Origin of the sequence: Hydrogenophaga sp. R2, from assembly GCF_049843595.1 — a bacterium.
GTDB lineage: Bacteria > Pseudomonadota > Gammaproteobacteria > Burkholderiales > Burkholderiaceae_C > Hydrogenophaga.
Genome location: NZ_JBBHZN010000003.1, coordinates 79,813 through 103,131 on the forward strand (window position 1 = coordinate 79,813; position 23,319 = coordinate 103,131).

Below are 23,319 nucleotides of genomic sequence, written 5' to 3' on the forward strand. Positions count from 1 at the left end.
CGCATGAAGACCCTTCCCCTGGCCCTGGCCGTGTTCTGCGTGCTGCTGTCCTCGGCGGCGCAGCTGGTGATGAAGCGCGGCATGGCGGCCGGTGCCGCCGGCACCGACGTGGCCGGCACCTACCTGCATGCGTTGTCGAGCCCGCTGGTGTGGCTGGGCCTGGGCCTGTACGGGGCCAGCGCCGTGCTGTGGCTGTGGGTGCTCTCGCGGCTGGACGTGAGCCTGGCCTACCCGCTGGTGAGCCTGGGCTTCGTGGTGACGCTGGTGCTGGGCATCACCTGGCTGGGCGAGCCGTTTTCCTGGACCCGGCTGGCCGGCTGCGGGCTGATCGTGGCCGGCGTCTGGCTGCTGGCGCTCGACGCCTGAAGGACCCCGGTCGATGCCCCTGAACGACACCTCGCTGCCCGCCGCGCGCCGGCTGTTCGCACTCACCTTCATCGGCACGCTGCTGCTCAAGCTGCTGCTGGCCGCCACCTTCCCCATGAGCGGGGACGAGGCCTTCTTCTACCAGTGGGGCGTGTTCCCGGCCTGGGGCTATTCCGACCACCCGCCCATGGTGGGCTGGCTGATCGCGCTGCTGCGCCTGGGCGGCGACTCGCCCCTGGTGCTGCGCAGCGTCACGCTGCTGGTGACCAGCCTGATCGCCCTGGGCATCGTCGATGTGCTGCGTCGATACCTGCCGGCATCGCGCGAGAGCAGCGCCTGGCTGGCCGGCGCGGTGTACCTGGTGCTGCCCTGGAGCTGGATGTTCGTGCTGGTCACCACGGACACGCCCCTGATTCTGTTCATGGCGCTGTCGGTCTGGACCTACTTCCGCGCCGATGCGGCCACCACCCACTCCGCGCGCTGGTACCTGCTGTGCGGCGTGCTGCTGGGCCTGGCCTTCCTGTCCAAGTACTTCGCCGCCCTGCTGGGCTTTGCCTATGCGGCCCACGCCTGGGGCTGGCGGCGCGAACGCGCCTGGGCGCCCTTCGTGGTGTTTGCGGGGGCGCTGCCCGGCATCGCGCTGAACATCGGCTTCAACGCCTTCCACGGCTGGAGCAACGTGATGTTCAACGTCTTCAACCGCAACGAAGGCTCCAGCGGCTCGTGGCGCACCGTGGCCACCTACCTGGGCATGGCGGCCTACCTGCTCACGCCCTGGCTCTTGTGGCAAGGGCTGCGCGCACGCAGGGCCGACGGCGTGTCGCCCCGGGTGCTGAAGGTGGCCGCCGTGCTGTGGATGTTCCCGCTGGCGCTGTTCCTGCTGGTGAGCCTGCGCCGCACCGTGGGCCTGCACTGGGTGCTGGGCTTCGTGCCGGTGTTCGTGGTGTGGGCCGGGCTGCGGCTGTCGGCGCCGGCGCTGAAGACATCGTGGTGGGCCACGCTGGCCCTGTCGGTGCCGCACCTGCTGGCCGTGGGCCTGATCGCCTGGGCGCCGCTGTCCTGGTGGACCCATGCCCCGCTGAACCGCCTGTATGACCGCGCCGTGTTCCTGCGCGAGACGCCGGCCATCGTGGCCGCGCTGCAGGCCGACCTGCCGGCCGGTGCCGCGCTGATGGCCCGCACCTACAACCCCGCCGCCATGCTGGCCTACCACCACCGGCAGTACGTGCCGGTGTTCGGCCCGGGCCGCCACCACGCCCGGCAGGACGACCAGATCATCGACTTCCGCCGGTACGACGGCCAGCCGATCCGGGTGTTCCTGTACGACGAGCCGGTGCGCGCCGACTTCGAGCCTTATTTCGAGCGCATCGGCGTGCAGCGCCTGACGGTGCAGGGCGTGGACTTCTGGGTGGTCGACGGCCAGGGCTTCCGCTTCCAGCCCTTCCGCGACCAGGTGCTGGCCCAGGTGGCCCGCGACTTCCACGACATCCCGGCCTGGCTGCCGGTGCGCGGCAACCCGTTCTGCGAACGCTACGGCTTTGCCGACTGCGCGCCGGGACGCAGCACCGGGCGCTGACAGCGCCTCAGTCCACCACGAACGGCACCCGCCGCGCCACGCCGCAGGTGAGTTCGTAGGAGATGGTGCCGGCCGACTGCGCCACCTCGTCGGCGGTGAGCACCGCATCCGGCCGCACCTGGCTGCGGCCCCACATCACCGCCTCGCTGCCGATGCCGGCGCCCGGGATGGCCGTCAGGTCCACGGTGATCATGTCCATGCTGACGCGGCCCACGGTACGGCTGCGCTGCCCGTCGACGAGCACCGGCGTGCCGGTCGGGGCGTGGCGCGGGTAGCCGTCGGCATAACCGCAGGCCACCACGCCGATGCGCATGGGCCGGTCGGCGGTGAAGGTGGAGCCGTAGCCCACGGTGTCGCCGGGTTGCAGCTGCTGCACGCCGATGACGCGGGTGGCCAGGGTCATGGCCGGCTGCAGGTTCCAGTGGGCCGCCGTGTGCTCGGGGTGGTCGGGCGCGCCACCGTAGAGCGAGATGCCCTCGCGCACCCAGTCGGCCGCCAGCGTCTGCACGCCTTCGCCGCGCAGCGGGCGGCTGGCGTGCCGCAGGATGGCCGCGCTGTTGCACAGGGTGCGCTCGCCGGGCAGGTCGGCCGTGACCTGTTCGAACACCGCCAGCTGGTGGTCGATGCCGCGCGGGCCGTCGGCGTCGCTGAAGTGGGTCATGAGCGATATCTCGTCCACCTGCGGCAGCGCGTTCAGCCGGGTCCAGGCGCTGCGGTAGGCGTCCGGCGTGAAGCCCAGCCGGTTCATGCCGGAGTTGAGCTTGAGGAACACGCGGTGCGGCGCCTGTGTCTTGTGCGCGGCCAGCCAGTCGATCTGCTCGTGGCAGTGCACCGCATGCCACAGGCCCAGGCGCGAACACAGCTCCAGGTCGCGCGGCTCGAACGTGCCTTCGAGCAGCAGCACCGGGCCGCGCCAGCCCAGGGCCCGGATGCGTTCGGCCTCGTCCAGATCGAGCAGGGCAAAGCCGTCGGCGCCGCGCAGCGCCTCGAAGGCGTTCTCGATGCCATGCCCATAGGCGTTGGCCTTGACCACCGCCCAGACACGGGCGTCGGGCGCGCAGTCGCGGGCGCGTTGCAGGTTGTGGCGCAGGGCGGCGGTGTGGATGGTGGCGGAGATGGGACGCGGCATGGGTCGGCAGGCAGGAGGGGGCGTGAAAAGGCCTCGCGAGGGGCCGTGCTATAACCCCCGGATACATCCGGAGACACTCGGTTTGCTCGCCACACTGTGGCATAAAACGCCGGCCCAGACCGGCGGGCGCCGTCCCCAGCCGCGGACCTGACAACCCAAATCATCGCCATGAAGCGCGGCTTCTACACCATCATGACGGCGCAGTTCTTCAGCTCGTTGGCCGACAACGCGCTGTTCGTCGCCGCCATCGAACTGCTCCGTTCGCGCCATGCGCCGGAATGGCAAAGCGCCGCACTGGTGCCCCTCTTTGCCTTCTTCTATGTGGTGCTGGCCCCGTTCGTGGGGGCCTTTGCCGACGCCAGGCCCAAGGGCCAGGTCATGTTCATCAGCAACGCCATCAAGATCGTGGGCTGCCTGCTCATGCTCTTCGGCACCCATCCGCTGCTGGCCTACACCGTGGTGGGCCTGGGTGCTGCGGCCTATTCGCCGGCCAAATACGGCATCCTGACCGAGCTGCTGCCGCCGTCGCAGCTGGTCAAGGCCAACGGCTGGATCGAGGGCCTGACCATCGCCTCCATCATCCTGGGCGTGCTGCTGGGCGGCCAGCTGGTCGGCCCGATGCTGTCGTCGCTGCTGCTGTCCATCGACCTGCCGGGCTTCGACACCCACATCGACCGCCCCGCCGAAGCGGCCATTGCGGTGCTGGTGTTCGTGTACGCCGCCGCCGCCATCTTCAACCTGCGCATCCCGCTGACCGGGGTCACGCCCCGCCCCATGCCACGCAACCCGCTGGAGCTGCTGCCGGACTTCTGGCGCTGCAACACCCGCCTGTGGCGCGACCGCCTGGGCCAGATCTCGCTGGCCACCACCACCCTGTTCTGGGGCGTGAGCGGCAACCTGCGCTACATCGTGCTGGCCTGGGCGGCCGCCGCACTGGGCTACAGCACCACCCAGGCTTCCGGCCTGGTGGGCGTGGTGGCCATCGGCACCGCCGTGGGCGCAGTGATCGCCTCCATGAAGATGCGGCTGGACCAGGCCACCCGCGTCATGCCGCTGGGCATCGGCATGGGTCTGCTGGTGATCCTGATGAACTTCATCGACAACGTCTGGGTGGCCGCGCCCTTCCTGGTGCTGCTGGGCGGCCTGGGCGGCTTCCTGGTGGTGCCCATGAATGCGCTGCTGCAGCACCGCGGCCACAACCTCATGGGTGCTGGCCGGTCGATCGCGGTGCAGAACTTCAACGAGCAGGCCTGCATCCTGGGTCTGGGCGGGCTGTACGCCCTGTCCACCGGCATGGGCCTGTCGGCCTTTGCGGCCATCACCGCCTTCGGCGTGCTGGTGGCCGGCACCATGTGGCTGATCGCCAAGTGGCACCAGCACAACCAGCAGCACCACGCGGTGGAGCTGGAACGGCTGCTGGAGATCGCCCGCCGGGACGACCTGCACGGCTGAACCCGTGGAGGTACCCCGTGCGCACGGCTGAGGCCCTGCGTCAGAACTCGCCGAAGTTCGTGGCCTGGAACCCGCCCTCTTCGGCCAGGTCGTGCCGCACCAGCAGGCGCTGCAGCTCGCCCTCGGACACCGAGCGCGAGAGGTAGGCATCGGCACCGGCCAGACCGGCCTTCATGCGCTCCATGCTGCCCACCGTGGTGGCGAACATCACCACCACCGGGGTCTGCGGCTTGCGCTGCTTGGCCATGCGGCACAGGGCCAGGCCGTCAGGCTCGCCCTGCACCCGGTCGATCACCACCAGGCGGTAGGGGTGGGCGGCCATCATGGTCTGGGCCTGCTGCGGTTCGCGGCACCAGTCCATGTCCAGGCCGTACTGGCGGAACCGCTTGAGCAGGATGCGGCCTTCCACCAGGCTCTGGGCCACCAGCAATGCCTCGCCCCGGGGCACTTCGGGCATGACGCGGCTCTGCGGGTGGAACCGGGACTGCAGCGCCTGGGGCGGCATGACATCGGTGTTCACGAATTCGCGGGGCGACATCACGTCGGTGCTGGCGAACTCGCGCGGGGGCTGGGTCTCGGGCTCCGGCTCGAGATCGGGGGGCGGGTTCATCACCGCATCCATCGCGCCCAGCAGCGGCACCAGCCTGACGGGGCGCGACTGCAGCGGCCAGCCGGTGCCGCCGTCGGCCTGGCCGATCAGCATCACCTTGGCCGGCAGGGCCGCGCGCCGCACGGCGCCGATGGCCCGGGGGTGGTCGGCATTGACCAGCAGCAGATCGGCCGTGCGCGGCTCGTCCTGCACCACATAGGCGGGCGGGCGGCGGGCAGCCATGCGGAAGAACGACGACAGCGTGGTCACCTCGGCCGGGGGAAAACCCACCAGCGCCACGGTGTACTGAAGCGGCACGGAATGTCTCCTGGTGTGGGCGACCCTGCGGGCCGCCTGACTATCCGTCAGGAGTATGCCGCGCCGGACCGCCGGCTACTACGATGGTGTCACTTTTGCCCGCCAACCCGGCGCGCGCACGCCACACTCAGGAGCCCCCATGCCCACCCTGCACGATTTCGAAGCCACCACCATCGACGGCCACACCGTCTCGCTGGCCGAGTTCAAGGGCAAGCCCCTGCTGATCGTCAACACGGCCAGCGCCTGCGGCTTCACGCCGCAGTTCGGCGGCCTGGAGGAACTGCACCGCACCTATGGCGAACGCGGCCTGGTGGTGCTGGGTTTCCCGTGCAACCAGTTCGGCAGCCAGGACCCGGGCAGCAACGAGGAAATCGCCACCTTCTGCCAGCGCAACTTCGGGGTGAGCTTCCCCATGATGGCCAAGATCGATGTCAACGGCCCGGACGCCCACCCGCTGTACCGCTGGCTCACCGCCGAGGCACCCGGCCTGCTGGGCAGCAAGGCCATCAAGTGGAACTTCACCAAGTTCCTGGTGGGACGCGACGGCCAGGTGATCCGCCGCTACGCGCCGCAGGACGCACCGGCCAAGCTGGCGGCCGATATCGAGGCCGCCCTCGCCACCTGACCCCGCCGGACCCCGCCTGAGCCGCGTCAGAGCCAGCGCAGCAGCAGCCCGCCCAGCAGCGGCAGGGCCACCGCACTGAACAGCGCGCTCAGGCCCATGGCCAGGCCGGCGAAGGCCCCCATCTCGTCGCTCACCTGAAACGCCCGCGCGGTGCCGATGCCGTGCGCCGCCGTGCCCAGCGCAAAGCCGCGCACCGTGGGATCGTGGATGCGCATGGCATTGAACAGGCTGCGCGCACTGGCCGCGCCGATGATGCCGGTGGCCGCCACCAGCACCGCGGTCAGCGACGGGATGCCGCCGATCTTCTCGGCAATGCCCATGGCCACCGGCGAGGTGACCGACTTGGGCGCCAGCGAGGCCAGCGTGGCACGCGAAGCCCCCAGCGCCCAGCCCACCAGCACCGCCGTCACGGCGGCCGCCACCGAGCCGGCCACCAGCGCGCCCAGCAGCGGCAGCCACAGGCGCTTGAGCCGGGGCAGCTGCTCGAACAGCGGCACCGCCAGCGCCACCGTGGCCGGGCCCAGCAGGAAATGCACGAACTGCGCGCCCTGGAAATAGGTGGCGTACGGCGTGCCGGTGAGCCACAGCAGCGTGGCCAGCACCACCACCGCGATGGCCACCGGATTGGCCAGCGGGTTGAAGCCGGCGCGCTGGTAGATCAGGAAGGCCCCGTGGTAGACCAGCAGCGTGAGCGCCAGCCCCAGCAGCGGCGTGGTCGACAGATAGACCCACACATCGGCCAGGCCGCCGGGCAGGGCGAGGGCGGGCAGCGGGCTCATGGTGCAGGGTCCCCGGCCGGTGGGTCGGTGCGGTCCAGCCGCTTCATGAGCCACACCATGGTCCAGGCCGACACCGCCATGCACACCAGCGTGCTGGCCACCAGCGCCACGCCGATGGCCAGGGCCTCGTCACCCAGGCGCTGCAGGTGCTGCATCACGCCCACGGCGGCCGGCACGAACAACAGCGAGAGGTGCTGCAGCAGCCCCTGCACCGTGGGCTTGATCGCGGTGATCGTGGTCGGGCGCAGCACCAGCACCGTGAGCAGCAGGGCCAGGCCCACCACCGGCCCGGGCACCGGCAGCCCGAGCGACATGACCACCACCTCGCCCACGAGCTGGAACACGAGCAGGGTGGCCAGCGCCGGGATCATGGTGCCGCGTCAGGCCAGGGCTTCGTCCAGCAGCTCGACCCAGTGGCGCACCGGGGTTTCGGTGCCGCTCTGCAGATGGGTGATGCAGCCGATGTTGGCGCTGGCGATGACGGCCGGTTTCAGGTCGTTCAGGTGGCCGAGCTTGCGGTCGCGCAGGGTGTAGGCGATGTCGGGGTTGAGCACCGAGTAGGTGCCGGCCGAGCCGCAGCACAGGTGGGCCTCGTTGCGGGCCACGGCCACGGTGAAGCCGAGCTCGCCCAGCTGCTGCTCCACGCCGCCCTTGAGCTTCTGGCCGTGCTGCAGCGTGCAGGGCGGGTGGAAGCCGATGACGCGGTCGGCGGCCGGGCGCTTGACGCGGTCGCGCAGCGCCGGCACCAGCGTGGGCAGCAGCTCGGACAGGTCGCGGGTGAGTTCGCTGATGCGCGCCGCCTTGGCGGCGTAGGCCGGGTCGTCCTGCAGGATGTGGCCGTATTCCTTGACCGTCACACCGCAGCCCGATGCGTTCATGACGATGGCCTCCACACCCTGTTCGATGTGCGGCCACCAGGCGTCGATGTTGGCGCGCATCTGGGCGCGGGCACCGTCCTGGTCGTTCAGGTGGAACTTGACCGCGCCGCAGCAGCCGGCCTCGGGGGCGATCACGGTCTGGATGCCGGCGGCGTCCAGCACGCGGGCGGTGGCGGCATTGATGTTGGGCGCCATGGCCGGCTGCACGCAGCCGCCCAGCATGAGCACGCGGCGGGCGTGGGTGGCGGTGGGCCACCGGCCGGCCGGCCGGGGAGCGGGCACCTTGGCCTTGAGCGATTCGGGCAGCAGGCCACGCACCGCCTGGCCCAGCTTCATGGCCGGGCCGAACAGCGGCGAAGGCAGGCCCTCCTTGAGCAGCCAGCGCGCCGCGCGTTCACCGGCCGGGCGCTCGACCTTCTCGTCCACGATGGCGCGGCCGATGTCCACCAGATGGCCGTAGTCCACGCCGCTGGGGCAGGTGGTCTCGCAGTTGCGGCAGGTCAGGCAGCGGTCCAGGTGCTGCTGGGTCTTGCGGGTGGGCTCGGCGCCTTCGAGCACCTGCTTGATCAGGTAGATGCGGCCGCGCGGGCCGTCCAGCTCGTCGCCCAGCAACTGGTAGGTGGGGCAGGTGGCGGTGCAGAAGCCGCAGTGCACGCACTTGCGCAGGATCGCTTCGGCGGCCTGGCCGTCGGCGCGCTGCGCGAATTCGGGAGAGAGGTGGGTTTGCATGGTGGGGCTCAGGCGGCGGCAAAGATGCCGGCGGGATCGAACTCGGCGCGCAGCCGGGCCTGGATGGCGGCAATGGCGGGTTCGGCCAGGTCCTCGCGAGCCACACCGGCCGCACCGCTGGCCGGTGCACGGAACAGGCTGGCATGGCCGCCAGCCGCGCGCGCTGCCGAGCGGATGGCGGCAGCCTGGTCCACCGGGGCCCAGCACCAGCGCTGGGCGCCCTGCCACTCCACCATCACCGGCGCGGGCAGGTCCAGCACCGGGGCGGTCTGCGGCACCGACACGCGCCACAGGCCGTGGGCCGGCGACGGGGCAGTGAAGAAGGGCAGCGTCTGTTCGCGGCAAGCGGTCCAGTCGGCGCGGGCCTGGGCATCGGCGATGCGCTGGCCGCTGACCTCGCGGGTCATGCGGGCGATGGCCGCGTCCACCGCTGCCACCGCACCGCGCAGGCGCACGAACAGCAGCTCGGGCGCGCCGGGTGCCGTGTCGTCACGCACCCAGCAGGACGCGTTCAGCGGCAGCGGCTGGCCGCCCCAGCGGTGCAGCTGTTCCAGCGCATCATGCTGGGCCAGCGGAAACACCAGGGTGGCCTCGGCCGGCGCCACCGGCAGCACCTTGAGGCTGACCTCGGCGATCACGCCGAGCTGACCCCGGCTGCCGGCCAGGGCGCGGCTCAGGTCGTAGCCGGCCACGTTCTTCATGACCTGTCCGCCGAAGGTGAGCAGCTCGCCCTTGCCGTTGATGAGGCGCACGCCCAGCACATAGTCGCGCGCGCCGCCCACCGTGGCCCGGGCCGGGCCGGCCAGACCGGCCGCCACCGCACCGCCCACCGTGGCACCGGGGCCGAAGTGCGGCGGCTCGAAGGCCAGCGACTGCCCGGCCGCTGCCAGCACCGATTCCAGCTCGGCCAGCGGCGTGCCCGCCTTGACCGTGACCACCAGCTCCGACGGCTCGTGGCTGATGATGCCGGCGTACCCGGTGGTGCTAAGCACCTCGCCAGGGACGGGCTCGGACAGAAAAGCCTTGGTGCCACCGCCCTGCAGGCGCAGCACGTTGCGGTCGGCGGCGGCGGCGCGGATGCGCTCGATCAGCTCGCCCGGATGGTCGGGGGGGGTGGACAACATGCCGGGCATGGTAGCGGGCACCACCCCGGCCGGCCTTGAATTTTTTGCACGCGGGGCTGCAAATCAGCGGGCATAGCCCAGGCAGGCCCCCGCGTCCGGCCGGCCCCGGCACCCGCGGATGAGGCGGCGTTCGCGCTCGCTGGCGGTCTCGCCGGACTCGGACTTCACAACGCTCACCCGGGCGGGCTTCTTCTTGTGGGCCGGCTTGTCGGTGTCGGCCGCAGCGGCAGCACACAGCGTGGCGGACACGGCCAGCGCGGTGGCCAGCAGACAGGTGATGGAACGGGAAGGCATGCAGCGTCTCCTGGGGCAGGCGGCCAAGCTGACCGCCGCCACATGCTAGGCAGCCCACAAAGACGAAACCCGCTGGCGGTATCGCCACGCGGGTTTCGGGAATCGCTGCCGGGTCGGGCCGGAACCCGACCGCAGGGGATCAGCGGTTGTAGGCGGTCTCGCCGTGCGAGGAGATGTCCAGGCCTTCGCGCTCGGCCTCTTCGGTTACGCGCAGACCCACCACCATGTCGACGATCTTGTAGCAGATGAAGGCCACCACCGACGACCACACCATGGTGATCACCACGCCTTCGGCCTGCACGATCAGCTGGCTGCCGATGCTGTAGCCGTCGGCCTTGACGCCACCCAGGGAAGCGGCCGAGAACACGCCGGTCAGCAGGGCGCCCACGATGCCACCCACGCCGTGCACGCCGAACACGTCCAGCGAGTCGTCGGCACCCAGCATCTTCTTCAGGCCGGTCACGCCCCACAGGCACAGGAAGCCGGAGATCAGGCCGATGATGATGGCTCCCATGGGGCCCACGGTGCCGCAGGCCGGGGTGATGGCCACCAGGCCGGCCACGGCGCCGGAGGCAGCGCCCAGCATGGAAGCCTTGCCTTTGCCCAGGGCTTCACCGATGCACCAGGCCAGCACGGCGGCGGCGGTGGCGACCAGGGTGTTGATGAAGGCGAGCGTGGTGCCTCCGTTGGCTTCCAGGTTGGAGCCGGCGTTGAAGCCGAACCAGCCCACCCACAGCAGCGAGGCGCCCACCATGGTCAGGGTCAGGCTGTGCGGGGCCATGGCTTCCTTGCCGTAGCCGATGCGCTTGCCGATCAGGTAGGCACCCACCAGGCCGGCCATGGCGGCGTTGATGTGCACCACGGTGCCGCCGGCGAAGTCCAGCGCGCCCTTGCCGAACAGGTAGCCACCGGCACCCCACACCATGTGGGCGATCGGCAGGTAGCTGAAGGTGAACCACAGGGCGGAGAACAGCAGCACGGCCGAGAACTTGATGCGCTCGGCGAACGAGCCCACGATCAGTGCGCAGGTGATGCCGGCGAAGGTGGCCTGGAAGGCGATGAAGATGTACTCGGGGATCATCACGCCGGGCGTGAAGGTCGCGGCCAGCGATTCCGGCGTCACGCCCAGCAGGAACACCTTGCTGAGGTTGCCGATGATCAGGCCCTCGCCGCCGAAGGCCAGGCTGTAGCCGTAGACGGCCCACAGCACCGAGATCAGCGAGAACACCACCATGACCTGCATCAGCACCGACAGCATGTTCTTGCTGCGGACCAGGCCGCCGTAGAACAGGGCCAGGCCGGGGATGACCATCATGATGACCAGCACGGTGGCGATCATCATCCAGGTCACGTCACCCTTGTCGACGGTCTCTTTGGGGGCTTCAGGAGCGGCCGGGGCAGCGGCTTCGGCAGCAGCCGGTGCGGCAGCGGCGGCGGGTGCCGGGGCTTCGGCCGCAGGGGCTGCGGCAGGTGCGGTGGCCGCCGGCGCATCGGCGGCCGGGGCGGCGGTCTGGGCAATGGCGCTCAGACCACCGAATGCCAGGCCCGCGCCCAGCAGGAGGGAAGCGATGAGTTTTTTCATGTCGGTCTTCTTTCGGGTTCGAGGGCGGGAATCAGAGCGCTTCCTTGCCGGTCTCGCCGGTGCGGATGCGGATCACCTGTTCGAGGTTGGTGACGAAGATCTTTCCGTCGCCAATCTTTCCGGTGCGGGCGGCACCTTCGATGGCTTCGATCACGCGGTCGACCAGTTCGTCGGCCACGGCTGCCTCGACCTTGACCTTGGGCAGGAAGTCCACCACGTACTCGGCACCGCGGTACAGCTCGGTGTGGCCCTTCTGGCGACCGAAGCCCTTGACCTCGGTCACGGTGATGCCCTGCACGCCCATGCCGGACAGTGCCTCGCGCACCTCGTCCAGCTTGAACGGTTTGATGATGGCTGAAACCATTTTCATGCTGTGTTTCCTCTTGGGTTCTGGAGGGTGCCGTCCCGGGGGTTGCGGCGCCGCATGTTGCTGAGTGCTCCGCGGGAACTCCACGGGCGCTGATCAATCGCCGGAGCACCTAAGCACGGACCGTGCCAGCCGCAGCCAACCGTAACGCCGCTTCCATACTCGTGTGGATGCACCGGCAGAACCGGCACCCACAAGTCCAGCATGCGCCATGCACCGGTGTTGCAGCGCATGTCTGCTCGAACGCACCACAATCGGGCACAACAAGCCACTAGGCACTCGAACTACGATGGATTGCCGCACCAAAAGCGGGAATAAGCGTGCTGTGCTTTTTGCTCTTGGTGCGCAGCCACGCGATCGTGAGGATGCGAACGCGGCATGAGAGCCAGCACAGTTTCAAGCCGCCTCCTATCACTGCGATGCGGCGCCTCCACACTCGTCGTTGCAAATGCGTTCGCCCCGAGAGTTCCGAAGGCCTCAGGCTGCCCAAGCACGCATAGGAGCGCTGCTGCGCTCGATCAGCATTACCCTAAACCCGGCATGCGCGTATTACGTGCCGTGGCCGACTTGCGCAGACAGCGAGAAGTCACGGCCGCCGAGGTGGCCGTGACGATGTACCGTGTGGGAGGGCTTACTTCAGAGGGACCAGTTGGCCCTGGTCATTGACCCGGACCACTTTGCCACTGGTCCAGGCCGGCTGGGCAGCGGTCTCGAACGGGCGGATGCTGCCGTCCTTCATCTTGACCTGGGTCACCCATACGGTCTTGCTGGTGAGCTTCTTCTGGGCCTCGTTGCCCAGGTAGCCGCCGCCCACGGCACCACCGACGGTGGCCAGCGTCTTGCCGGTGCCGCCGCCCACCTGGTTGCCCAGCAGGCCGCCGATGACCGCGCCGCCGACGATGCCCATGGCACCGCCTTCGCCTTCACGCTTCTCGGCCTGCACCGACTGCACGATGCCGCAGGTGGGGCACAGGGACGAGAGCTTGGGCTGCTGGGCCAGGGCCGGCAGGGCGAGCAGCCCCGCGAGGGCAATGGCGGCGAATCGGATGTGCTTCATGGTGGTCTCCTCCTGAAAAATCCGGGATCGCCAGCTTACAGGTTGGGCGCCAGCCAGCGCTGCAATTCGTCCTGCGCCACGGCGCTGCGCTGCGCCAGATCGGCCAGCTGGTCGGGGCCGATGCGGCCCACGTTGAAATAGGTGCTCTCCGGGTGGGCCAGGTAGAAGCCGCTCACGCTGGCAGCCGGCGTCATGGCCAGGCTGTCGGTCAGGCCCATGCCGATCTCTTCGGCCTGCAGCAGGTCGAACAGGCCGCGCTTGACGGTGTGGTCCGGGCAGGCCGGGTAGCCCGGTGCCGGGCGGATGCCCCGGTACTTCTCGGCAATCAGCTCTTCGGTGGACAGGGCTTCATCGGCCGCATAGCCCCAGAAGTCGGTGCGCACACGGTGGTGCAGGTACTCGGCCATGGCCTCGGCGAGCCGGTCGGCCAGGGCCTTGAACAGGATGGCGGAGTAGTCGTCGTGGTCGTCGAGGAACTGCTTTTCCTTCTTCTCCACGCCCAGGCCGGCGGTCACGGCGAACACGCCCACATAGTCCCTGGCCACGCCGTGCGGCGCCACGAAGTCGGCCAAGCAGCGGCTGGGGCGCATGAGGCCGTCGATCTCCTGCTTCTCGGTCTGCTGGCGCAGGCCGTGCCAGATGAGCACCGGCTGCTCGCGCGACTCGTCGGCGTAGAGCGCAATGTCGTCGTGGTTGATCTGGTTGGCCGGGTACAGGCCCACCACCGCACTGGCGCTGAGCCAACGGCCGTCGATCAGGCGCTGCAGCATGCGCTTGCCGTCGCTGAACACGCGGCGGGCTTCCTCTCCCACCACCTCGTCCTTGAGGATCTCGGGGAAGGGGCCGGCCAGGTCCCAGGTCTGGAAGAACGGGCCCCAGTCGATGAAGCGCGAGAGCTCGGCCAGGTCCACATTGCGAATGACCCGGCGGCCGATGAACTTGGGCACCGGTGGCTGGTAGGCGCTCCAGTCCACCGGCGTGGCGTTGGCGCGGGCCTGGGCCAGCGTCCACAGCGGCGTCTGCTTCTTGGAAGCGTGCTGCTGGCGCACCCGGTCGTAGTCGGCGCGGATCTCGGCGATGTAGGCCGCCGCCTGTTCCGACAGCAGCCCCTGCGCCACGCTCACGCTGCGCGAGGCGTCGGGCACATAGACCACCGGGCCTTCGTAGTGCGGAGCGATCTTCACCGCCGTGTGCACACGGCTGCAGGTGGCACCCCCGATCAGCAGCGGCACCTGGCGGCTGCGGAACCAGTCGTCCTTCTGCATCTGCGAGGCCACGAACTGCATCTCTTCAAGGCTGGGCGTGATCAGGCCGGACAGGCCCACGATGTCGGCACCCTCTTCACGCGCCTTGGCCAGTATCTCGTGGCAGGGGACCATGACCCCCATGTTCACCACCTCGAAGTTGTTGCACTGCAGGACCACGGTGACGATGTTCTTGCCGATGTCGTGCACGTCGCCCTTGACGGTGGCGATCACGATCTTGCCTTTGGGCTTCACGTCGCCGCCGGCGGCCAGCAGGGCCTGCTTCTCGGCCTCGATGTAGGGCAGCAGGTGGGCCACCGCCTGCTTCATCACGCGGGCGCTCTTGACCACCTGCGGCAGGAACATCTTTCCCTGGCCAAACAGGTCGCCCACCACGTTCATGCCGTCCATGAGCGGGCCTTCGATCACGTTGAGCGGCCGGCCGCCGGTGGCCTCGATCTCGCGCCACATGGCCTCGGTGTCTTCGGTGATGAAGTCGTTGATGCCGCGCACCAGCGCATGCGACAGGCGCTCGCGCACCGGCAGCTCGCGCCAGGCGTTCTTCTGCGACTCGTCCTTGGCGGCGCCCTTCGCGGTCTCGGCAATTTCCAGCAGGCGTTCGGCGGCATCGGGGCGGCGGTTCAGCACCACGTCTTCCACCCGCTCACGCAGCACCGGTTCGAGCTCGTCGTACACACCGATCATGCCGGCGTTGACGATGCCCATGTCCATGCCGGCCTGGATGGCGTGATACAGGAAGACGGTGTGGATGGCCTCGCGCACCGGGTCGTTGCCACGAAAGCTGAAGCTCACGTTAGACACGCCGCCGCTGACCTTGGCGCCGGGCAGGTGCTGCTTGATCCAGCGCGTGGCCTCGATGAAGTCGACCGCGTAGTTGTCGTGCTCCTCGATGCCGGTGGCGATGGCGAAGATGTTGGGGTCGAAGATGATGTCTTCCGGCGGGAAGCCGACCTCGTCCACCAGGATGCGGTAGGCCCGCTCGCAGATCTCGATCTTGCGCTGGTAGGTGTCGGCCTGGCCCTGCTCGTCGAAGGCCATGACCACGGTGGCCGCGCCGTAGCGCTTGATCAGTCGGGCCTGGCGCTTGAATTCGTCCACGCCCTCCTTCATGCTGATCGAGTTCACCACGCCCTTGCCCTGGATGCACTGCAGGCCGGCCTCGATCACGCTCCACTTGGACGAATCGATCATCACCGGCACGCGGGAGATGTCGGGCTCGCCGGCCATGAGGTTGAGGAAACGCACCATGGCGGCCTGGCTGTCGAGCATGGCCTCGTCCATGTTGACGTCGATGATCTGTGCGCCGTTCTCCACCTGCTGGCGGGCCACGGCCAGGGCGTCCTCGAACCGCCCTTCCAGGATCATGCGGGCGAAGGCCTTGGAGCCAGTGACGTTTGTGCGCTCGCCGATGTTGACGAACAGGTGGTCGCGGCCAATGAGCAGCGGCTCCAGGCCGGACAGCATCATGGGCTGTACGGTGGCCGAGGGGGTGAGGGCGTCGGGAGCGGAAGAAGACATCGGGGTGCTCATCAGGTGTGTTCGGAAAACAGTCCTGCGAGCGTCGTTCGGGCCTGTTCGCGCCCACCCAAGCCTGACGCCACATCGCCCCGGCGGTGGGGGCGGCAGCGCTGCAACGCTCCTTGAGAAGCGGCGATTTTACCCGGCGGTACCGCTGTATCGGTGCCGATCAGCCCGGCAGGCGGTCGTCTTCGGCCGGCGGCTGCCCGCCCGGTCGGCCCAGCAAGGCCAGGGCAGCCTGCAGATCGCCCCGGCCGGAACGTTCCACGAAGTACTGGGCGGTCTTCATGGCCGAGACCTTTTCGGCCACCGCACTGACGATGAACTGGTTGAGGGTGGTGCCATCTTCGCGGGCCAGCTGTTCGGCGCCCTGCTTGAGCGAAGTCGGCAGACGCAGGGCGTAGTTGCTCGGGGTTCCCATGGTCAGACTCCTTGAAAGAACTGGGCCGGTCCCATGACCGGGATGCCGAAGGCCCTTGCCTGCGGCAGAAAGTCGCGCTGGTTGAAGGTGATCAGCGTCACCGGCTCGCCCAGCCCCTGGCCGTTGACCGCCAGCTCCAGCACCAGATCGTCCTTCGGGTCGCGGAGCTGGGGCCGCCACAGGAACTGGATGGTGACCGGCAGCACCACGCCCGCCAGCACGTCGAGCAGGTTGTGCACATCGGCAGCCGTCACACCGGCCGATGCCAGGTGGTCCGGACGGGTCAGCACGTCCTCGTATTCCAGAAACAGCGGCACGCTGCACAACACCGGCACCTGGCGCTGCAACGCCCGGCGAAGCAGCTCGGCCGAGGCCCCGGTCGGGCTACGTACCGCTGCAACGAGGACGTTGGTGTCGAGGGCGCAGTTCATATTGCTGGCAATATATTTTTCAATCGCAGAAGTGTCAATGCACGCCCGGAGCCATACCCCCGGGTGGATCTGGTGCGTTGCTTGCTTGTGCCTGTGCACATGCCACCGCCGCCCTCCACCGCCTCCGACGCCCCCCACACCGACTGGCGCGCCCAGGAGCTGCTGCTGCTGCGCGAGGTCATGAAGCTGGTGGGGCGCAGCCTGGCGCCGGGTTTCGTGCTGCGGGAGATGCTGCACCTCATGAGCGAGCTGCTGGGCCTGAACCGGGGGCGCATCGTGCTGCGCGACCCGCAGGACACCCAGGTGGCCCGCATCGCCCATGCCTACGGCCTGACCGCCAGCGAGGCTGCACGCGGCGTCTACCGCCCGGGCGAGGGCATCACCGGCCGGGTGCTGGCCAGCGGCATGCCCGCCATCGTGCAGGACGTGGACGCCGAACCCGGCTTCCTGTTCCGCGCGGTCACGCGCGACCGGCTGCCGCCGCAGACCGTGGCCTTCGTGGCCCTGCCGGTGGTGGTGGACGGGCGCACCGAGGGCGTGCTGGCCTGCCACCGCATCCGCAGCCGGCAGCGCCACCTCAATGACGACCTGGCGGTGCTGGGCCTGCTGGCCACGCTCACCGGCCAGCTGCTGCAGCTGCAGCGCCTGGTGGACGAGCAGACCCGCGCCCTGCAGGAGCGCAACCAGGAACTGACCCGGGCGCTGGAAGTGAACACCGCCCGCTACGGCCTGATCGGCCGCTCGCCCGCGCTGCTGCAGGCCCTGGGCGAGCTGGAGCGGGTGTCGCAGTCACAGGCCACGGTGCTGCTGCTGGGCGAATCCGGCACCGGCAAGGAGCTGTTCGCCCGCGCGGTGCACCTGGCCAGCGGCCGCCATGCCCAGCCCTTCATCAAGGTGAACTGCGCCGCCATTCCCGAGACGCTGTTCGAGTCCGAGCTGTTCGGCCACGAGAAGGGCGCCTTCACCGGTGCATCCGGTTCGCGCGCCGGCTGGTTCGAGCAGGCCGAGGGCGGCACCCTGTTCCTGGACGAGATCGGCGAGCTGCCGCTGTCGCTGCAGTCCAAGCTGCTGCGCACCCTGCAGGAAGGCACGCTGGTGCGCCTGGGCGGGCGCAAGGAGGTGCGGGTGAACGTGCGGCTGGTGGCCGCCACCCACCGCGACCTGCAGAGCGACGTGCAGGCCGGGCGTTTCCGGCCCGACCTGTACTACCGCATCCACGTGGTGCCCATCCGCCTGCCCAGCCTGCGCGAGCGGCGCGAAGACATTCGCGCGCTGGCCCTGCACTTCATCAGCCGCGCCAACCAGGCCCACCAGCGCAACGTGCACCTGACCCCCGGCGCCCTGGCGGTGCTGGACGCGCACGACTGGCCCGGCAACATCCGCGAACTGGGCAACCTGATCGAACGCGTGGTGCTGCTGGCCGACCGCACCGCGGTGGACGAGGCGCTGCTGCAGCGCTTCATGCCGGGCGGCGCTGCACCGGCGGCAAGGCCCGAGCGGACCACCACGGCGCCCGCCCCCCTGGTGCGCGACTACCAGCGCGCCGATTCGCACGACGCACAACAGCTGGCCGACTGCCTGGCGCAGCATGGCGGCAACCAGTCGCGTGCTGCGCAGAGCCTGGGACTGACGCTGCGGCAGTTTGCGTACCGGCTGAAGAAGGCCGGGCTGCGCTGAGGGCCCTCCCGAGCGGTTGACCCAATGTCGACATTGTGTCGACACAGTGGCTGCGACACGCTGCGGTCAAACGGTCGAATCCCTTGCAAATCAAGGGCTTGCGGTGGGCCGTCCTGCTGGCACGACCGTTGCGATGAGAGGCACAGGCCATCCTGCCTGCCCTCTTTCATCGCGAGGTCTCCATGTCCATCGAAGCCACCCTGATCGCACCTGCCCAGCTCCATGCCCTGATGTCGTCAGAACCCGTCGTGCTCATCGATACCCGCGATGCCGACACCTATGCCGCCGGCCACATTCCGGGCGCGGTGAACCTGCGCGAGGTGTTCACGTATCTCGCCACCTCCACGCCCGAGGGCCTGATGGAACTCAAGGCCACCTTTGCCGATGCGCTGGGCAAGGCCGGCCTGTCGGGTGCCGAGACGGCCGTGTTCTACGAGGACGCCATGAACAGCGGCTACGGCCAGTCGTGCCGGGGCTACTACCTGCTCACCTGGCTGGGCTACCCCAAGATCAAGGTGCTCAACGGCGGCTTCAGCGCCTGGAAGGCCAGCGGCCTGCCGGTGTCCACCGAGGCGGTCACCCCGACCCCGGCCACCTTCCCCGAGCTGCCCATGACCGACGTGATGCTGACCCAGGAGGACGTGATGGCCGCCCTGGGCACCGACACCGTGCTGCTGGACGTGCGCGATGTGGACGAGTGGATCGGCGACAGCTCTTCGCCCTATGGCAAGGACTTCGCACCGCGCAAGGGCCGTCTGCCCGGTGCGCGCTGGGTGGAGTGGTACCGCTTCATGAAGCCCTCGCCGCAGGGCCCGGTGTTCAAGACGCCCGACGAGGTGCGCGCGGAATGCGCCACCGCCGGCATCGGCACCGACGACACCATCTACCTCTACTGCTTCAAGGGCGCCCGCGCGTCCAACACCTTCCTCGCCCTCAAGCAGGCCGGCTTCTCGGACGTGCGCATGTACTTCGGCTCGTGGAACGAGTGGTCGCGCAACGACAGCCTGCCCATCGAGACCGGCCTGCCGGTCAAGACCTCGCGCCCGGCACTGGCCCTGGCGGCCTGATCCCCCATGCGGCTGCCGCCCACCCTGTTGTTCAACCCTGGAGACACCATGTCCGACACCCTCGCCCCCACCACCCCCACCACCGTCAAGGCGTACCTGCGCCCGATCGACGCGGCCGGCCTGGCCACCTTCGCCGCCAAGGGCAAGGCCAACCCCGGCAGCCGGGGCACCAACAAGGTCCACACCGTCATGGAGGGGCAGTACCGGTCGCTCAGCTACGTGGGCAGCCACGCGCCGGTGGTGGTGGACGAGCCGCTGCACCTGTTCGGCCAGGACACCGCACCGGCCCCGGGCGAGATCGTGCTCTCCGGCCTGGGCGGCTGCCTGGCCGTGGGCATCACCGCCGTGGCCACCTGGAAGGGCGTGAAGCTCAGCAAACTGGAGGTGTTCCTGGAGGGCGACATCGGCAACCCGGCCGCCTGGGGTGCCGGTGGCGCCCTGGAAAAGACGCCACCCGAGATGGGCTTCCAGGCCATCCGGGTGAAGGTGGTGGTGGAAGGTGATGCGCCGCGCGAGGTGCTCGACGAGATCGTGCAGCACGCCAACTTCTACTCGCCGGTGGCCAACACCATGCGCAACCCCATTCCCTTCACCATCGCCCTGGCCGACTGAGCCGCAAGGAGGCCGCATGAACCCCGCCGACCTTCCCCGCGACGCCGTGACCACCAGCGCCGATGGCCTGCTGGACGCGGTGCGCGCCGTGGCCCGGGGGCCGCTGGCCGACGTGGCCGAGGCCATCGACCGGCAAGGCCACTACCCGCGCGAGGTGCTGCAGCAGCTGGCCGCCCTGGGGGCCTTCAGCGCCCACCTGGACGCACCCGCCGGGCGCGGCGACTACGGCCTGGCCATCCGCGCCATGGCCGAGGTCTCGCGGGTGTGCGGAGCCACCGGCTTCATGGCCTGGTGCCAGGCGGTGTGCGGCCTGTACATGCAGGCCAGCGGCAACCCGGCCTTGAACGGCGAGGCCCTCATGGCCCACGCCACGGGCCGCACGCTGGGCGGCACCGCCATGTCCAACCCCATGAAGAGCTATGCCCAGATCGAGAGCCTGCTGCTCAAGGCGGTGCCGGTGGACGGTGGCTACCGGGTCAGCGGCAGCCTGCCCTGGGTCAGCAACCTGGGGCCCGACCATGCCTGCGGCGCGCTGGCCGGCGTGGTGGACGAGCGTGGCGAGGTGGTGCGCGAGGTGATGTTCCTGCTGCGCTGCGACGCCCCCGGTGTGGAGCTGCGCGACTGCCCCAGCTTTGCCGGCATGGAAGGCACCGGCACCTGGGCCCTGCGCCTGAAGGACCACTTCATCGGCACCGACGAGATCATGGCCGACCCGGCCAAGCCCTTCATCGCCCGCATCCGCGGGGCCTTCGTCATGCTCCAGTGCGGCATGGCCCTGGGCGTGACGCAGGGCGCCATCGACAGCATGTGGGCGGTGGAAGACCAGCTCGGCCATGTGAACCAGCACCTGGACGAGCGCCCGGCCGACCTGCAGGCCGAACTCGATGCGCTGGAAGCCCGGGTGATGAAGCTGGCCCAGACCCCGTTCGACCCCTCGCCCGCCTTCTTCATCGACGTGCTCGATGCCCGCGCCCACGGTGCCGAACTCAGCCTGCGCGCCGCCCAGTCGGCCCTGCTGCACCAGGGCGCGCGCGGCTACCTCATGAGCTCGGACGTGCAGCGGCGGGTGCGCGAATCGCACTTCGTGGCCATCGTCACGCCGGCCATCAAGCACCTGCGCAAGGAGATCGCCCGGCTGTCCGCCGAGGTGATGCCGGCATGAACACACCCACGGCCGCTGCGGCCGCCCCCTACCAGCAATACATCTGCGACGCCTGCGGCTACATCTACGACGAGGCCGTTGGCGACCCCGACGGCGGCCTGGCCGCCGGCACGCGGTATGCCGACATCCCGGACGACTGGGCCTGCCCGCTGTGCGGCGTGACCAAGGCCGACTTCCGGCTCTACCGCGCCCCCAGCCGCGCAGAACTGCTGGCCCGCTCGGACGCTGCTGCGGTCCCCGTGGCGCGGCGGGGTGGCGCGGCCGGCGTGGTCATCGTCGGTGCCGGACGGGCCGGCTGGGCCATGGCCCAGGCCCTGCGTGAACGCGATGCGGCGCTCCCCATCACCCTGGTCACACGCTGCGCAGGTGACGTGTACGACAAGCCCCTGCTCTCGGTGGCTGTGGCCCGCCGGCTGGACGACGGCGCCCTGGTGCGCGAGAGCGGTGCCGCTGCTGCCGCCCGCCTGGGCGTGCGCCTGGTGGCCCGCACCGAGGCCGTGCGCATCTGCCCCGACACCCGCAGCCTGCGCACCACACGCGGCGTGCTGCGTTACGACCACCTGGTGCTGGCCCATGGCGCCCAGGCCTGCCTGCCGCCGGCGCTGCCGGCCGAGCTGTGCTGGCGCATCAACCACCTCGATGCCTACCGTCGCCTGCGCGCCGCGCTGGGCGATACACCGCGCGACGTGCTGATCGTGGGCGCCGGCCTGATCGGCTGCGAGCTGGCCAACGACCTGGCCCTGGGCGGCCACCGCATCACCCTGCTCGACCAGGCCGCCCACCCCCTGGGCCGCTGGCCGCAGCAGCAGGCCGCCGAGCCGCTGCTGGCGGCCTGGGCCGACCTCAACATCCGCTTTGTGGGCGGGGTGCAGGTGCAACGGCTGGAACGGGTGAACGGCGCCCTGCGCCTGACCACTGCCTGCGGCCAACGCTTTGCGGCCGACCAGGTGATTGCCGCCGCCGGCCTGGCCACGCCGCCCCGGCTGGCACAGAGCGCCGGCTTGACCTGGCACAACGGCATTGCGGTGGACGCCACCACGCTGCGCACCAGCGACCCGCGCATCCATGCGCTGGGCGACTGCATCGCCATCGACGGCCAGCCCAGCCGCTACATCGAGCCCATCGCCCGGCAGGCCCAGGCGATTGCCGCCGCACTGTGCGGCACGGCAGAGGCACCGTTCGAGGCGCGCGCCGTGCCGGTGCGGGTCAAGACGACGTCGTGTCCGCTGACGCTGCACTGAGCCGGCGCCGGCGCACGGCCACCACCTGCTCGCCGCTGGACAACGAACGGGCGCGCAGCTGGCCGCAGCCGGCGTCCACGTCCTGACCGGCCGACTGCCGCAGCTTGGTCAGGATGCCCCGGCGGTGCAGCCGCCGCGCGATGTCGGCCGCCTTCTCCCACGAGGGGCGCTCGTAGGGCAGGCCGGCCACCGCGTTGTACGGAATCATGTTGAGCACCGCGTACTTGCCCTGCAGCAGCCGCACGATGCCGTCGAGTTCTTCGTCGGTGTCGTTCACGCCATCCAGCAGCGTCCACTGCACCTGCACCGGGTAGCCGGTGGCGCGGGCATAGGCCTCGCCATGGGCCACCAGTTCGTCGGGCGTGATGCGCGGGGCACGCGGCAGCAGCTGCGCCCGCAGGTCGGCACGGGTGGTGTGCAGCGACAGGGCCAGTGCCGGCTTCACGTGGCCGCGCGGCAAGGCCTCGAAGGCGCGCTCGTCGCCCACGGTGGAGAACACCAGGTTCTTGTGGCCGATGTTGCCCAGCGTGCCGAGCAGGTCGATGGCCTCGAGCACCGCGTCCAGGTTGTGGGCCGGCTCACCCATGCCCATGAACACCACCTTGTTGACCGCGCGCTGGCGCCGGGCCAGGGCCACCTGGGCCACGATCTCGGCGCTGCCCAGCTGGCGGATCAGGCCGCCGGTGCCGGTCATGCAGAAGGTGCAGCCCACCGCACAGCCCACCTGGGTGGACACGCACACACCGCCGCGCGGCAGCAGCACGCTCTCCACGGTCTGGCCGTCGCGCAGGGCCACCAGCAGCCGGGCCGATCCGTCCTCGCCGGGGTGCACCGAGCCCAGGGTGGCCAGGCCCTGGAGCTCGTCCACCAGGGCCGGCAGCGCCTCGAACAACGGGCGCGGAAAGTGGTGCTGCGGCTTGCGCCGCCCGCCATCCACCGGCAAGGCGTTGGCCCAGGTGCGCAGCACGCGCTGCACATGCAGCGGCCCGGCACCGAAGGCCTGGAGTCGTTGGCGGATGTCGGCAATGTCCATGGGGGTGGGATTGTCGCGCACCCCCTG

At 69.8% G+C, this 23,319-nt stretch carries 23 protein-coding genes and 1 riboswitch; of the genes, 9 read left to right on the forward strand and 14 right to left on the reverse strand.

The features are described from left to right. Window positions 1–3: 3 nt before the first annotated feature. Together WD026_RS11695 and WD026_RS11700 are read left to right on the forward strand one after the other, a co-directional pair. Window positions 4–366: an SMR family transporter gene (locus tag WD026_RS11695; RefSeq protein ID WP_425723834.1), complete on the forward strand. Its 363-nt coding sequence runs from the start codon at window positions 4–6 to the stop codon at window positions 364–366. Window positions 367–379: 13 nt separating this feature from the next. Continuing rightward, on the forward strand, window positions 380–1,942 hold the full coding sequence (locus tag WD026_RS11700; RefSeq protein WP_425723835.1) for an ArnT family glycosyltransferase: 1,563 nt from the start codon (window positions 380–382) through the stop codon (window positions 1,940–1,942). Window positions 1,943–1,949: 7 nt separating this feature from the next. On the opposite strand, the gene alr is transcribed toward WD026_RS11700, so the two are convergent. Continuing rightward, entirely contained in the window at window positions 1,950–3,071 is a 1,122-nt protein-coding gene (alr, locus tag WD026_RS11705) for an alanine racemase (protein ID WP_425723836.1), read from the reverse strand. Between the two features lie 168 nt (window positions 3,072–3,239). Here alr and lplT point away from each other — a divergent pair, with 168 nt between their 5' ends. Then, entirely contained in the window at window positions 3,240–4,523 is a 1,284-nt protein-coding gene (gene lplT / locus WD026_RS11710; protein WP_425723837.1) for a lysophospholipid transporter LplT, read from the forward strand. Between the two features lie 40 nt (window positions 4,524–4,563). On the opposite strand, the gene WD026_RS11715 is transcribed toward lplT, so the two are convergent. Beyond that, window positions 4,564–5,430 (reverse strand): response regulator transcription factor, encoded by an 867-nt coding sequence (locus tag WD026_RS11715; RefSeq protein ID WP_425723838.1) that lies wholly within the window; start codon window positions 5,428–5,430, stop codon window positions 4,564–4,566. A gap of 139 nt (window positions 5,431–5,569) precedes the next feature. On the opposite strand from WD026_RS11715, the gene WD026_RS11720 reads away from it, so the two are divergent. Further along, a complete protein-coding gene (locus tag WD026_RS11720; RefSeq protein WP_425723839.1) occupies window positions 5,570–6,055 on the forward strand; it encodes a glutathione peroxidase in 486 nt (161 codons plus the stop codon). 26 nt (window positions 6,056–6,081) lie between these two features. Here WD026_RS11720 and WD026_RS11725 read toward each other — a convergent pair whose 3' ends face one another. The 11 genes from WD026_RS11725 to WD026_RS11775 form a co-directional block, all read right to left on the reverse strand. Beyond that, window positions 6,082–6,834 (reverse strand): LrgB family protein, encoded by a 753-nt coding sequence (locus tag WD026_RS11725; RefSeq protein WP_425723840.1) that lies wholly within the window; start codon window positions 6,832–6,834, stop codon window positions 6,082–6,084. Beyond that, window positions 6,831–7,205, reverse strand: a complete 375-nt coding sequence (locus WD026_RS11730; RefSeq protein WP_425723841.1) for a CidA/LrgA family protein — start codon at window positions 7,203–7,205, stop codon at window positions 6,831–6,833. Before WD026_RS11730 ends, WD026_RS11725 begins: the two co-directional genes overlap by 4 nt. A 9-nt stretch (window positions 7,206–7,214) precedes the next feature. Then, on the reverse strand, window positions 7,215–8,441 hold the full coding sequence (gene glcF / locus WD026_RS11735; RefSeq protein WP_425723842.1) for a glycolate oxidase subunit GlcF: 1,227 nt from the start codon (window positions 8,439–8,441) through the stop codon (window positions 7,215–7,217). 8 nt (window positions 8,442–8,449) lie between these two features. Continuing rightward, window positions 8,450–9,574 (reverse strand): glycolate oxidase subunit GlcE, encoded by a 1,125-nt coding sequence (gene glcE / locus WD026_RS11740; protein ID WP_425723843.1) that lies wholly within the window; start codon window positions 9,572–9,574, stop codon window positions 8,450–8,452. Between the two features lie 54 nt (window positions 9,575–9,628). Then, complete coding sequence (locus WD026_RS11745) at window positions 9,629–9,859, reverse strand: hypothetical protein (protein ID WP_425723844.1); 231 nt, start codon at window positions 9,857–9,859, stop codon at window positions 9,629–9,631. Window positions 9,860–9,998: 139 nt separating this feature from the next. Next, a complete protein-coding gene (locus WD026_RS11750) occupies window positions 9,999–11,441 on the reverse strand; it encodes an ammonium transporter (RefSeq protein WP_425723845.1) in 1,443 nt (480 codons plus the stop codon). A 31-nt stretch (window positions 11,442–11,472) separates the two neighbouring features. After that, the gene (glnK, locus tag WD026_RS11755; protein WP_086121866.1) at window positions 11,473–11,811 is read right to left on the reverse strand and encodes a P-II family nitrogen regulator; all 339 of its coding nucleotides are present in this window, start codon (window positions 11,809–11,811) and stop codon (window positions 11,473–11,475) included. A gap of 628 nt (window positions 11,812–12,439) precedes the next feature. Beyond that, window positions 12,440–12,865, reverse strand: a complete 426-nt coding sequence (locus tag WD026_RS11760) for a glycine zipper 2TM domain-containing protein (RefSeq protein WP_425723846.1) — start codon at window positions 12,863–12,865, stop codon at window positions 12,440–12,442. A gap of 35 nt (window positions 12,866–12,900) precedes the next feature. Continuing rightward, entirely contained in the window at window positions 12,901–15,597 is a 2,697-nt protein-coding gene (metH, locus tag WD026_RS11765) for a methionine synthase (protein ID WP_425724167.1), read from the reverse strand. 82 nt (window positions 15,598–15,679) lie between these two features. Then, window positions 15,680–15,778: riboswitch (S-adenosyl-L-homocysteine riboswitch) on the reverse strand. A gap of 39 nt (window positions 15,779–15,817) precedes the next feature. Beyond that, on the reverse strand, window positions 15,818–16,069 hold the full coding sequence (locus WD026_RS11770) for a YlcI/YnfO family protein (protein WP_425723847.1): 252 nt from the start codon (window positions 16,067–16,069) through the stop codon (window positions 15,818–15,820). A gap of 2 nt (window positions 16,070–16,071) precedes the next feature. Then, window positions 16,072–16,500 carry a putative toxin-antitoxin system toxin component, PIN family gene (locus tag WD026_RS11775; RefSeq protein ID WP_425723848.1) on the reverse strand — a complete coding sequence of 143 codons (429 nt, stop codon included), beginning with the start codon at window positions 16,498–16,500 and terminating at the stop codon, window positions 16,072–16,074. A 99-nt stretch (window positions 16,501–16,599) separates the two neighbouring features. Between WD026_RS11775 and WD026_RS11780 the strand changes: the two genes are divergently transcribed. From WD026_RS11780 to WD026_RS11800, 5 genes are all read left to right on the forward strand, one after another. Beyond that, window positions 16,600–18,177, forward strand: coding sequence for a sigma 54-interacting transcriptional regulator (locus WD026_RS11780; protein WP_425723849.1), 1,578 nt, complete (start codon window positions 16,600–16,602; stop codon window positions 18,175–18,177). Between the two features lie 182 nt (window positions 18,178–18,359). Then, window positions 18,360–19,244: a sulfurtransferase gene (locus WD026_RS11785; RefSeq protein ID WP_425723850.1), complete on the forward strand. Its 885-nt coding sequence runs from the start codon at window positions 18,360–18,362 to the stop codon at window positions 19,242–19,244. Between the two features lie 48 nt (window positions 19,245–19,292). Continuing rightward, window positions 19,293–19,856 (forward strand): OsmC family protein, encoded by a 564-nt coding sequence (locus WD026_RS11790; RefSeq protein ID WP_425723851.1) that lies wholly within the window; start codon window positions 19,293–19,295, stop codon window positions 19,854–19,856. Window positions 19,857–19,872: 16 nt separating this feature from the next. Beyond that, the gene (locus WD026_RS11795; RefSeq protein WP_425723852.1) at window positions 19,873–21,018 is read left to right on the forward strand and encodes an acyl-CoA dehydrogenase family protein; all 1,146 of its coding nucleotides are present in this window, start codon (window positions 19,873–19,875) and stop codon (window positions 21,016–21,018) included. Next, window positions 21,015–22,259 (forward strand): FAD-dependent oxidoreductase, encoded by a 1,245-nt coding sequence (locus tag WD026_RS11800; RefSeq protein WP_425723853.1) that lies wholly within the window; start codon window positions 21,015–21,017, stop codon window positions 22,257–22,259. Before WD026_RS11795 ends, WD026_RS11800 begins: the two co-directional genes overlap by 4 nt. Here WD026_RS11800 and WD026_RS11805 read toward each other — a convergent pair. Next, window positions 22,225–23,292, reverse strand: coding sequence for an RNA methyltransferase (locus WD026_RS11805; RefSeq protein WP_425723854.1), 1,068 nt, complete (start codon window positions 23,290–23,292; stop codon window positions 22,225–22,227). The two genes, WD026_RS11800 and WD026_RS11805, sit on opposite strands and share 35 nt — an antisense overlap. Window positions 23,293–23,319 lie beyond the last annotated feature (27 nt).

Coding starts and splice junctions, on each gene's coding strand:
- WD026_RS11695 (WP_425723834.1), top strand. CDS start 4: ATGAAGACCCTTCCCCTGGCCCTGGCCGTGTTCTGCGTGCTGCTGTCC.
- WD026_RS11700 (WP_425723835.1), top strand. CDS start 380: ATGCCCCTGAACGACACCTCGCTGCCCGCCGCGCGCCGGCTGTTCGCA.
- alr (WP_425723836.1), bottom strand. CDS start 3,071: ATGCCGCGTCCCATCTCCGCCACCATCCACACCGCCGCCCTGCGCCAC.
- lplT (WP_425723837.1), top strand. CDS start 3,240: ATGAAGCGCGGCTTCTACACCATCATGACGGCGCAGTTCTTCAGCTCG.
- WD026_RS11720 (WP_425723839.1), top strand. CDS start 5,570: ATGCCCACCCTGCACGATTTCGAAGCCACCACCATCGACGGCCACACC.
- WD026_RS11725 (WP_425723840.1), bottom strand. CDS start 6,834: ATGAGCCCGCTGCCCGCCCTCGCCCTGCCCGGCGGCCTGGCCGATGTG.
- WD026_RS11730 (WP_425723841.1), bottom strand. CDS start 7,205: ATGATCCCGGCGCTGGCCACCCTGCTCGTGTTCCAGCTCGTGGGCGAG.
- glcF (WP_425723842.1), bottom strand. CDS start 8,441: ATGCAAACCCACCTCTCTCCCGAATTCGCGCAGCGCGCCGACGGCCAG.
- glcE (WP_425723843.1), bottom strand. CDS start 9,574: ATGCCCGGCATGTTGTCCACCCCCCCCGACCATCCGGGCGAGCTGATC.
- WD026_RS11745 (WP_425723844.1), bottom strand. CDS start 9,859: ATGCCTTCCCGTTCCATCACCTGTCTGCTGGCCACCGCGCTGGCCGTG.
- WD026_RS11750 (WP_425723845.1), bottom strand. CDS start 11,441: ATGAAAAAACTCATCGCTTCCCTCCTGCTGGGCGCGGGCCTGGCATTC.
- glnK (WP_086121866.1), bottom strand. CDS start 11,811: ATGAAAATGGTTTCAGCCATCATCAAACCGTTCAAGCTGGACGAGGTG.
- WD026_RS11760 (WP_425723846.1), bottom strand. CDS start 12,865: ATGAAGCACATCCGATTCGCCGCCATTGCCCTCGCGGGGCTGCTCGCC.
- metH (WP_425724167.1), bottom strand. CDS start 15,597: ATGATGCTGTCCGGCCTGGAGCCGCTGCTCATTGGCCGCGACCACCTG.
- WD026_RS11770 (WP_425723847.1), bottom strand. CDS start 16,069: ATGGGAACCCCGAGCAACTACGCCCTGCGTCTGCCGACTTCGCTCAAG.
- WD026_RS11775 (WP_425723848.1), bottom strand. CDS start 16,500: ATGAACTGCGCCCTCGACACCAACGTCCTCGTTGCAGCGGTACGTAGC.
- WD026_RS11780 (WP_425723849.1), top strand. CDS start 16,600: ATGCCACCGCCGCCCTCCACCGCCTCCGACGCCCCCCACACCGACTGG.
- WD026_RS11785 (WP_425723850.1), top strand. CDS start 18,360: ATGTCCATCGAAGCCACCCTGATCGCACCTGCCCAGCTCCATGCCCTG.
- WD026_RS11790 (WP_425723851.1), top strand. CDS start 19,293: ATGTCCGACACCCTCGCCCCCACCACCCCCACCACCGTCAAGGCGTAC.
- WD026_RS11795 (WP_425723852.1), top strand. CDS start 19,873: ATGAACCCCGCCGACCTTCCCCGCGACGCCGTGACCACCAGCGCCGAT.
- WD026_RS11800 (WP_425723853.1), top strand. CDS start 21,015: ATGAACACACCCACGGCCGCTGCGGCCGCCCCCTACCAGCAATACATC.
- WD026_RS11805 (WP_425723854.1), bottom strand. CDS start 23,292: ATGGACATTGCCGACATCCGCCAACGACTCCAGGCCTTCGGTGCCGGG.